We start from the raw sequence: 8,956 nt of genomic DNA on the forward strand, positions 1-8,956 counted from the left end.
GGCGGCGTCAGCGGCGGCAGGCCGTGGGCCTGGCGCGCCTCGTCGCAGCGCGGGTTGTGCACGCCGTTCTCCCAGGACGCGTCGAACTCGCGGCAACTGCTCGAGCGCTGTTCGTACAGGGTGCAGCGCACGCCGCAGCCGACCTCGCCGAGCAGCTGGGTGCAGCGCGCCGGTTTGCTTTCGGTGCCGCGCATGGCGACGTAGTGCGGGCTGATCTGGATGACCTGCTCGTCCGGCACGCTACCGCCGGCCGATTGGCACTCGCCCCAGAAGAAGGACACACGAAAAAACGCGCAGCAGGCGCCGCACGTGAGGCAGGGATTAGCGTCGGACATTTGAGGAGGACTCGGAAACCGGCGGACGCCGGCAACTGGCGGCTATTCTATTCTCCGCCATGCGCTTGTAAAGCCCCGTCCGCGGCGGTTTACAGCCGCCCGTCCGCGGGTAGAATGACGCCTTTTGCAACCTGCCAGAGCCCACTCCATGGCCTTGCCGACGCTGCGCATCATCGGTTTCATCATCGGCATCTTTCTCATTACTCTGGCGGTGAGCATGGTCATTCCCATGCTCACCCTGCTGATCTTCGAACACCCCGAAGACCTCGACGCCTTCCTCTGGTCGAGCCTGATCACCCTGATCGCCGGCCTGGCCCTGGTGATTCCCGGGCGCCCGCAGAACGCCCAGCTGCGCCCGCGCGACATGTACCTGCTGACCACCGGCAGCTGGAGCGTGGTGTGCTGCTTCGCCGCCCTGCCGATGATGCTCATTGCCCATATCAGCTACACCGACGCCTTCTTCGAGACCATGAGCGGCGTCACCACCACCGGTTCCACCGTGCTGGTCGGCCTGGACGACATGTCGCCGGGCATCCTGATCTGGCGTTCGATGCTGCAATGGCTGGGCGGCATCGGCTTCATCGGCATGGCCGTGGCCATCCTGCCGCTGCTGCGGGTCGGCGGCATGCGCCTGTTCCAGACCGAGTCCTCGGACTGGGGCGAGAAGGTGATGCCGCGCTCGCACATGGCCGCCAAGTACCTGCTGCTGGTCTACCTGGCCCTCACCGGGCTCGGCTTCCTGGCCTACTGGGCCGCCGGCATGAACCCCTTCGAGGCGATCAACCACGCGATGACCTCGATCTCCACCGGCGGCTATTCCACCTCCGACTCGTCCCTGGCCAACTGGCCACAACCGGCGGTGCACTGGACCTCCGTGCTGCTGATGATCCTCGGCGGCCTGCCCTTCATGCTCTACGTCGCCTTCGTGCGCGGCAACCGCCAGGCGCTGCTGCGCGACCACCAGGTACGCGGCTTCCTCGGCTTCCTGCTGCTGACCTGGCTGGTGTTCGGCACCTGGCTGTGGCTGCACTCCGAGCACAGCTGGCTGGACGCCGTGCGCATCGTCGCGGTCAACGTCACCTCGGTGGTCACCACCACCGGCTACGCCTTGGGCGACTACACCACCTGGGGCGGCTTCGCCGTGCTGCTGTTCTTCTACCTGACCTTCGTCGGCGGCTGCTCGGGCTCCACCTCCGGCGGTCTGAAGGTCTTCCGCTTCCAGGTCGCCTACGTGCTGCTCAAGGCCAACCTGATGCAGCTGGTGCACCCGCGCGCGGTGATCAAGCAGCAGTACAACAACCACAACCTGGACGAGGAGATCGTCCGCTCGCTGATCACCTTCTCCTTCTTCTTCACCATCACCATCGGCGTGCTGGCCCTGGCCCTGACCCTGGTCGGCCTGGACTGGGTCACCGCGCTGACCGGCGCCGCCACCGCGGTGTGCAACGTCGGCCCGGGCCTCGGTCCGACCATCGGCCCGGCCGGCAACTTCGCCAGCCTGCCGGACTCGGCCAAGTGGCTGCTGACCCTGGGCATGCTGCTGGGCCGCCTGGAAATCCTCACCGTGCTGGTGCTGGTCACCCGCAGCTTCTGGAAGCACTGAGCCGATGTCCCTGTCCAGCCTGCGTATCCTCGCCTTCATCAACGGCATCTTCCTGATCACCCTGGCGGTCAGCATGCTGGTGCCGATCGGCACCCTGCTGGCGTTCGAGCAGCCGCAGGGCATCAATGCCTTCCTCTGGTCCAGCCTGATCACCGCGCTGGTCGGCGTGGCCATGGTCGCCCAGGGGCGCCCGCAGCAGACCCAGCTGCGCCCGCGCGACATGTACATGCTGACGGTGTCGAGCTGGGTGATGGTGTCGATCTTCGCCGCCCTGCCGTTCCTCTTCGCCGAACGCGCCAGCATCACCGACGCCTACTTCGAGAGCATGTCCGGCATCACCGCCACCGGCGCCACGGTGTTCAGTGGCTTGGACGACATGTCGCCGGGCACCCTGATCTGGCGTTCGCTGCTGCACTGGCTCGGCGGCATCGGCTTCATCGCCATGGCCGTGGCGATCCTGCCGATGCTGCGCATCGGCGGCATGCGCCTGTTCCAGACCGAGTCCTCGGACCGTTCGGACAAGGTCATGCCGCGCTCGCACATGGTCGCCAAGTACATGGTGCTGGCCTATGTCGGCCTCAGCAGCTTCGCCGTGCTGGCCTTCTGGCTGGCCGGCATGAACCTGTTCGACGCCATCAACCATGCCATGTCGGCCATCGCCACCGGCGGTTTCTCCACCTCCGACGCCTCGCTGGGCAAATGGCAGCAGCCGGCGGTGCACTGGGTCGCGGTGCTGGTGATGGTGCTCGGCAGCCTGCCCTTCGTGCTCTATGTCGCCACCCTGCGCGGCAACTACCGGGCCCTGACGCGCGACGCGCAGGTGCGTGGCTTTCTCGTGCTGCTGCTGGGCAGCTGGCTGGTGCTGACCGGCTGGAAATGGCTCTCCACCGACCTGCACTGGCTCGACGCGCTGCGCCATGTGGCGGTGAACATCACCTCGATCATGACCACCACCGGCTTCGCCGTCGGTGACTATCACCTGTGGGGCCCCTTCGCCAGCATGATGTTCTTCTACCTGGGCTTCGTCGGCGGCTGCTCCGGTTCCACCGCCGGCGGCCTGAAGATCTTCCGCTTCCAGGTCGCCTACATCCTGCTCAAGGCCAACCTCAAGCAGCTGATCCACCCGCGCGCGGTGATCAAGCAGCAGTACAACCGCCACCGCCTGGACGAGGACATCGTCCGCTCGATCCTCGCCTTCGCCTTCTTCTACACCATCACCATCGCCGGCCTGGCCCTGGCGGTGGCCATGTGCGGGGTGGACTGGATCACCGCCCTGACCGGCGCCGCGGCCATGGTCTCCGGGGTCGGCCCGGGGATGGGCGAAGTGGTCGGCCCGGCCGGCAACTACGCCAGCCTGCCGGATCTGGCCAAGTGGCTGCTGACCCTGGGCATGCTGCTGGGCCGTCTGGAGATCCTCACCGTGCTGGTGCTGCTGCTGCCCGCCTTCTGGCGCCACTGAGAACAAGCCGTTCGGATCCGCGGCTCCCACCCAGGGCCGAGGCGCGCAGGCAACGGATTGCCTGGCCGAGCTGAAATCCCCCGAACCCGTATTCGCAAGGGCCGTAGCCCGGATGGCATCCGGGCTACGGCCCCTTCATAGCCGCGCGCGGTACTCGCCCGGGGTTTCCTCGAACCAGCGGCGGAAGGCGCGGAAGAAATTGCTCGGGTCGGCGAAGCCGAGCAGGTAGGCGACTTCCAGCAAGGTCAGGTTGGGCTGTGCCAGGTACTGTTCGGCCAACTCGCGGCGGGTGTCGTCGAGCAGCTGCTGGTAGCTGGTGCCCTCCTCCTGCAGGCGCCGCTGCAGGGTGCGCTGCGACAGGTGCAGGGCCTGCGCCACCACCTCGCGGCGCGGCTCGCCCTGCGGCAGCAGGCGGCACAGCACCTGACGCGCCTGGTGGGTGACGCGGCTGCCGCAGAAGCGCGCCAGGTAGTCGCCGGCGAACCGGTCGTGCAACTGCGCCAGCGCCTCGTTGGCGCTGGGCAGCGGCGCCTCCAGATCGCCGCGCTCGAAGATCAGCCCGTAATGCTCGGCATTGAACCGTAGCGGTGCCTGGAACACCTGCTGGTAGGGCGCCAGATCGGCGGGCGGCGGCCCCTGCAGGCGGATCTCGCGCGGACGGATCGGCTTGCCGGTCATCCAGCGGCAGAACGCCAGGCAGTAGGCCAGCGACGCCTCGGCGCTCTGCCGCGCCGGCGGCAGGCGGTCGCCGTGGATCGCCAGGGTCAGCGCATAGCCGTCGGGCTGGGGCAGGAAGCTCAGGTCGGCGCCCTCGCCGATGATGCGCTGGTAGCGCACCAGGCGGGTGAAGCCGTCGCGCAGGTTGCGGCTGGACATCAGCGCGTAGCCGACCACGTGGAAGGAGGCCGGACGCACCACCTGCGCCATGTTCAGGCCGATCGCCGGGTTGCCGGACAACGCCACCGCGCGCTGCCACAGGCGGGTCATGGCGTCCTGCGGAAAGCGCGCGTCGGGGTCGCTCAACGCCGCGTAATCCAGGCCCAGCTCGGCAAACAGCCTGGCGCAGTCGACGCCGCCCAGCTCCAGCGCCTGCACTATGGCCAGGGCCCAGCTGGAGGATGTGGTTCTCTCGCTCATGCTCTTGTTCTTGTAGGTTGGATCAGGCCGTCAACGCTCGGCTTGGCGGCGCAAGGATACTAAACTGGCACCTTATGTCAGTGGCCCAGGGAGACAGCCGAATTAATGTGATAGTGCACAGCGGCACCTTCCTTATACCCTTCTGCCTGCGGGAGGAGGTGGCGCGAAGCGCCGGATGAGGGCGGTGGGCATGCTGTGTGGTTCTTCATGATGTGGGGGTGCCTGCCTGGCATGCCCGAGAGACTGACGCCGACAATAACAGGAGGTGCGCCATGACCGCCCAGACCACCGAACGCTACCAGAGCTTCGCCGAGTTCTACCCCTACTACCTGCAGGAGCACAGCAACCCCACCTGCCGCCGCCTGCACTACGTCGGCAGCCTGCTGGTGCTGGCGATCCTCGCCTATGCCCTGGCCACCCAGCAGTGGCTGTGGCTGCTGGCCATGCCGCTGGCCGGCTACGGCTTCGCCTGGGTCGGCCACTTCGTCTTCGAGAAGAACCGCCCGGCCACCTTCCAGTACCCGCTGTACAGCCTGATGGGCGACTGGGTGATGCTCAAGGATGCCTTTACCGGCCGCATCCGCTTCTAGCCGCAGGGTTTCAGCCACCTCTTGGGGTGCGCCGCACGCACCGGCCTTCCTGTCAGCGGTGCGCACCGCGCACCCTACGGAGCTTCCCAGCAACCGCCTGCCGTTACTTTGGCGCCACTCGGCGGTCGCGCTTGGCTGACCGCCCCCCCTTGGTTATGATCCTCGCCCACCGAGCTCCTGGCTCAGGTCTTGCAGACCACTCCAGGCGTCCAGCAAGAGACGCCAGAAATCCAGCAGGGATAGTTTCAGCAGATGAAGTCAGCCACCCCCAGCCGTGTCAACGGGCTGCCGACGCCGCCGTTGCGCGAATACTATTCGCGCGTACTGGCCTATATCGCCACGGCCGCCAGCATCGCCGCCGGCACCGTCGTCGGCCACTTCGCCTACGACATCCTGTGGATGGTGCCCTACGCCCTGCTCTACCCGCACCTGGCGCACAACCTCAGCCGCCGCTTCAAACGCGACCACCCCGGGCAGACCGACCTCGCCCTGCTGTTCATCGACGCCCTGCATGCCGGCGCGGCCGCGGTGCTGCTGGGCTTTTCCAGCGTGCCCAGCCTGATGTTCCTGCTCACCCTGAGCTTCAGCGCCCTGGTCATCGGCGGCCTGCGCTACCTGGGCCTGGCCCTGCTAGTGGCCGGCAGCAGCCTGGCGCTGTGCGCCGCGCTGGTGGAAGTTCATCTCAATACCGACACCCCGACCCTGGTGGCGCTGGTCAGTATCCTCTTCGCCACCCTGTACATCTGCATCACCGCCTACTTCGTCAACCAGCAGGGCCTGCGCCTGGCCCAGGTGCGCAGCGAGATCAAGCGCGAGCAGGAAAAGGCCGCGCGACTGGCGCGCAACCTGGCCAAATACCTGTCGCCGCAGGTGTGGGAGTCGATCTTCACCGGCAAGAAGAGCGTGCGCCTGGAGACCCAGCGCAAGAAGCTCACGGTGTTCTTCTCCGATATCAAGGGCTTCACCGAGCTGTCCGAGGAGCTGGAAGCCGAGGCGCTGACCGACCTGCTCAACACCTACCTCAACGAGATGTCGAAGATCTGCCTGAAATACGGCGGCACCATCGACAAGTTCATCGGCGATGCGGTGATGATCTTCTTCGGCGACCCCAGCAGCCAGGGCGCCAAGAAGGACGCGGTGGCGGCGGTGTCCATGGCCATCGCCATGCGCAAGCACATGAAGGTGCTGCGCCAGCAATGGCGCGCCCAGGGCATCACCAAGCCGCTGGAAATCCGCATGGGGCTCAATACCGGCTACTGCACGGTGGGCAACTTCGGCGCCGACACGCGCATGGACTACACCATCATCGGCCGCGACGTGAACCTCGCCAGCCGCCTGGAAAGTGCTGCCGAATCCGGCGAGATCCTCATTTCCCACGAGACCTATTCGCTGGTCAAGGACGTGATCATGTGCCGCGACAAGGGCCAGATCGCGGTCAAGGGCTTCACCCGCCCGGTGCAGATCTACCAGGTGGTGGACTTCCGCCGCGACCTGGGCGCCACCTCCAGCTACGTCGAGCACGAACTGCCGGGCTTCTCCATGTACCTGGACACCAACGGCATCCAGAACTTCGACAAGGAGCGGGTGATCCAGGCGCTCAACCAGGCCGCCGAGAAGCTGCGCGACAAGGTCATTCTGTAAGGTCTGCGCGGAGCACGCTCGCGTAGGGTGCGCCGTGCGCCCCCACTAACGGCCGTCCGCCAGCGCCTCGCCCAGCACCGGCTCGCCATCGACAGAAGGCTGCAACGCCAGAAACTCCAGCGCCGAGGCGCGCCAGGACTGCGCCGCAGCCAGCTCGGCGCAGCGCGCCCGGTCCAGTTCCAGCGCCGCCAGGCAGGCGCTGCGCAAATCCTCGTCCATCACCCCGCTGACGCCCTGCTGCAGCACATCCAGCGGCCCGGCCACCGGATAGGCGGCCACCGGCGTGCCACAGGCCAGCGCCTCCAGCATCACCAGGCCGTAGGTATCGGTGCGCGACGGGAACACCAGCACCGCCGCATCCTGGTAGGCCTCGGCCAGTTGCCGGCCATGGCGATAGCCGAGAAAGCGCACCTGCGGATAGCGCGCCTGCAACGCCTCGCGCTGCGGGCCGTCGCCGACCACGCGCTTCTCGCCGGGTAGATCCAGATCGAGAAAGGCCTCGAGGTTCTTCTCCGGGGCGATGCGCCCGACGTAGAGAAAGATCGGCCGCGGCGGCCGCGGGCGCTCGCCGTCGACGCGAAACAGTTCGCTATCGACGCCCTTGCGCCACAGCTGCAGACGCTGCAGGCGCCAGCCGGCGAACTCCTCGCGCAGCCGCTCGGTGGTCACCAGCACCGCCTGGCTGGGGCGATGGAAGGCGCGCAGGAAGGCATAGCCCCAGCGCGGCGCGATCCACGGCCAGCGGGTGCTGACGTATTCGGGAAAACGGGTGTGGATGGCCGTGGAAAAGGCCAGGCCACGCCTGACCAGCCAGCGCCGCGCCGTCCAGCCCAGCGGCCCCTCGGTGGCCAGGTGGACGCAGTCGGGACGAAAGTCGCGGATCGCCGCGCCGACCCGCCACAGGTTCCACACCAGCGGAATCTCCGGGTAGCTCGGACAGGGCACGGCACGAAAGTCCGCCGGCGACAGCAGCTTGACCTGATGGCCCAGGCCGCGCAGCTCGCGCACCAGGGCCTGCAGACTGGTGACCACGCCGTTGACCTGCGGCGTCCAGGCGTCGGAGACGATCAGTATCCTCATGCGCCGCTCTCGAGCACGGCGGCGGCCTGCTCCTCGCCGGCCAGACGCGCCTGCGCCTCGGCCAGGCGGTACAGCTCGATCTGTCCGTCCCAGTGCTCGATCAGCGCGGTGCAGGACTCCACCCAGTCGCCGCAGTTCATGTACTCCACGCCACCGACCTGGCGAATCTCGGCGTGGTGGATATGGCCGCAGACCACGCCCTGCAGGCCGCGCTTGACGCATTCGTGGGCGATGGCCTCCTCGAAGTCGCTGATGAAGTTCACCGCGGTCTTGACCTTGTGCTTGAGGTAGGCCGACAGCGACCAGTAGCCGTAGCCCCAGCGGCTGCGCCAATGGTTGAGCCAGCGGTTGAGGGTCAGGGTGAACTCGTAGGCCGAGTCGCCGAGAAAGGCCAGCCAGCGGTGGTAGCGGGTGATCACGTCGAACTGGTCGCCGTGGATCACCAGCAGACGACGGCCGTCGACGGTGACGTGCTCGGCCTCGTCGACCAGCTGGATATTGCCCAGCATCAGGCTGGAATAGCGGCGCAGGAATTCGTCGTGGTTGCCGGTGACGTAGATCACCTCGGTGCCGCGCTTGCTCATGGTCAGCAGGCGGCGGATCACGTTGGTGTGCGCCTGCGGCCAGTAGATGCCGCCGCGCAGCTTCCAGCCGTCGATGATGTCGCCGACCAGGTAGATGCGGTCGGCCGAATAACGCTTGAGGAAGGCCGCCAGGTGCTCGGCCTGGCAGTCGCGGGTGCCGAGGTGCACGTCGGAGATCCACAGGGTGCGGACACGTTGCTTGCGGCTGGGCTTGGCGAGCTGGGCGCTGGTCATGGGCGTGCTCCGGCTGGTTTTCGACGAGCTTGAGCGCTGGCGGTGAAAGACTTGTGACAGGCAAAAGACCGTTCGATGACGCAGCGCCAGCCCCGGACAGGCGGTACACTGCCGGCGTTGCCGAGGAAGCCGCCATGCCCCCGATCCTGTCCCTGCGTCACTACAGCCATGAACTGCTGTGCCACAGCCACGACCATGCCCAGCTGGTGTTCGGCCTGGCCGGCGAGCTGCAGTTCGAGGGGACGGCCAGGGCAGCCGGGTACGGCGCCACCAACTGGCGGGGTGCCGGCCGG

At 67.1% G+C, this 8,956-nt stretch carries 8 protein-coding genes and 1 pseudogene; 5 read left to right on the forward strand and 4 right to left on the reverse strand.

All coding sequences use genetic code 11. The features are described from left to right. On the reverse strand, positions 1 to 335 hold a 335-nt coding region (locus tag N878_RS05550), incomplete at its 3' end, for a YkgJ family cysteine cluster protein (protein ID WP_036987435.1). Between the two features lie 148 nt (positions 336 to 483). Here N878_RS05550 and N878_RS05555 point away from each other — a divergent pair. Next, a complete protein-coding gene (locus tag N878_RS05555; RefSeq protein ID WP_021442690.1) occupies positions 484 to 1,938 on the forward strand; it encodes a TrkH family potassium uptake protein in 1,455 nt (484 codons plus the stop codon). 4 nt (positions 1,939 to 1,942) lie between these two features. Next, positions 1,943 to 3,397 carry a TrkH family potassium uptake protein gene (locus N878_RS05560; RefSeq protein WP_021442691.1) on the forward strand — a complete coding sequence of 485 codons (1,455 nt, stop codon included), beginning with the start codon at positions 1,943 to 1,945 and terminating at the stop codon, positions 3,395 to 3,397. Between the two features lie 135 nt (positions 3,398 to 3,532). Here N878_RS05560 and N878_RS05565 read toward each other — a convergent pair whose 3' ends face one another. Beyond that, positions 3,533 to 4,534, reverse strand: a complete 1,002-nt coding sequence (locus tag N878_RS05565) for an AraC family transcriptional regulator (RefSeq protein WP_021442692.1) — start codon at positions 4,532 to 4,534, stop codon at positions 3,533 to 3,535. A gap of 272 nt (positions 4,535 to 4,806) precedes the next feature. On the opposite strand from N878_RS05565, the gene N878_RS05570 reads away from it, so the two are divergent. Together N878_RS05570 and N878_RS05575 are read left to right on the forward strand one after the other, a co-directional pair. Further along, positions 4,807 to 5,124: an Mpo1-like protein gene (locus tag N878_RS05570; RefSeq protein WP_021442693.1), complete on the forward strand. Its 318-nt coding sequence runs from the start codon at positions 4,807 to 4,809 to the stop codon at positions 5,122 to 5,124. Between the two features lie 252 nt (positions 5,125 to 5,376). Next, positions 5,377 to 6,765 carry an adenylate/guanylate cyclase domain-containing protein gene (locus N878_RS05575; RefSeq protein ID WP_021442694.1) on the forward strand — a complete coding sequence of 463 codons (1,389 nt, stop codon included), beginning with the start codon at positions 5,377 to 5,379 and terminating at the stop codon, positions 6,763 to 6,765. A gap of 45 nt (positions 6,766 to 6,810) precedes the next feature. Here the strand turns inward: N878_RS05575 and N878_RS05580 are convergent, their stop codons facing one another. Continuing rightward, on the reverse strand, positions 6,811 to 7,845 hold the full coding sequence (locus tag N878_RS05580; protein WP_021442695.1) for a glycosyltransferase family 1 protein: 1,035 nt from the start codon (positions 7,843 to 7,845) through the stop codon (positions 6,811 to 6,813). Then, positions 7,842 to 8,663 (reverse strand): UDP-2,3-diacylglucosamine diphosphatase, encoded by an 822-nt coding sequence (locus N878_RS05585; RefSeq protein WP_021442696.1) that lies wholly within the window; start codon positions 8,661 to 8,663, stop codon positions 7,842 to 7,844. Before N878_RS05585 ends, N878_RS05580 begins: the two co-directional genes overlap by 4 nt. Before the next feature lie 53 nt (positions 8,664 to 8,716). On the opposite strand from N878_RS05585, the pseudogene N878_RS29445 reads away from it, so the two are divergent. Beyond that, a pseudogene (locus N878_RS29445) lies at positions 8,717 to 8,956 on the forward strand (AraC family transcriptional regulator); the annotation flags it as partial.

It is taken from the genome of Pseudomonas sp. EGD-AK9 (genome assembly GCF_000465935.2).
Classification (GTDB): domain Bacteria; phylum Pseudomonadota; class Gammaproteobacteria; order Pseudomonadales; family Pseudomonadaceae; genus Aquipseudomonas.

Excerpts from the sequence above, each read along its gene's own strand:
- N878_RS05565 (WP_021442692.1), bottom strand. The coding sequence starts at position 4,534 with ATGAGCGAGAGAACCACATCCTCCAGCTGGGCCCTGGCCATAGTGCAG.
- N878_RS05580 (WP_021442695.1), bottom strand. The coding sequence starts at position 7,845 with ATGAGGATACTGATCGTCTCCGACGCCTGGACGCCGCAGGTCAACGGC.
- N878_RS05585 (WP_021442696.1), bottom strand. The coding sequence starts at position 8,663 with ATGACCAGCGCCCAGCTCGCCAAGCCCAGCCGCAAGCAACGTGTCCGC.
- N878_RS05560 (WP_021442691.1), top strand. The coding sequence starts at position 1,943 with ATGTCCCTGTCCAGCCTGCGTATCCTCGCCTTCATCAACGGCATCTTC.
- N878_RS05570 (WP_021442693.1), top strand. The coding sequence starts at position 4,807 with ATGACCGCCCAGACCACCGAACGCTACCAGAGCTTCGCCGAGTTCTAC.
- N878_RS05555 (WP_021442690.1), top strand. The coding sequence starts at position 484 with ATGGCCTTGCCGACGCTGCGCATCATCGGTTTCATCATCGGCATCTTT.
- N878_RS05575 (WP_021442694.1), top strand. The coding sequence starts at position 5,377 with ATGAAGTCAGCCACCCCCAGCCGTGTCAACGGGCTGCCGACGCCGCCG.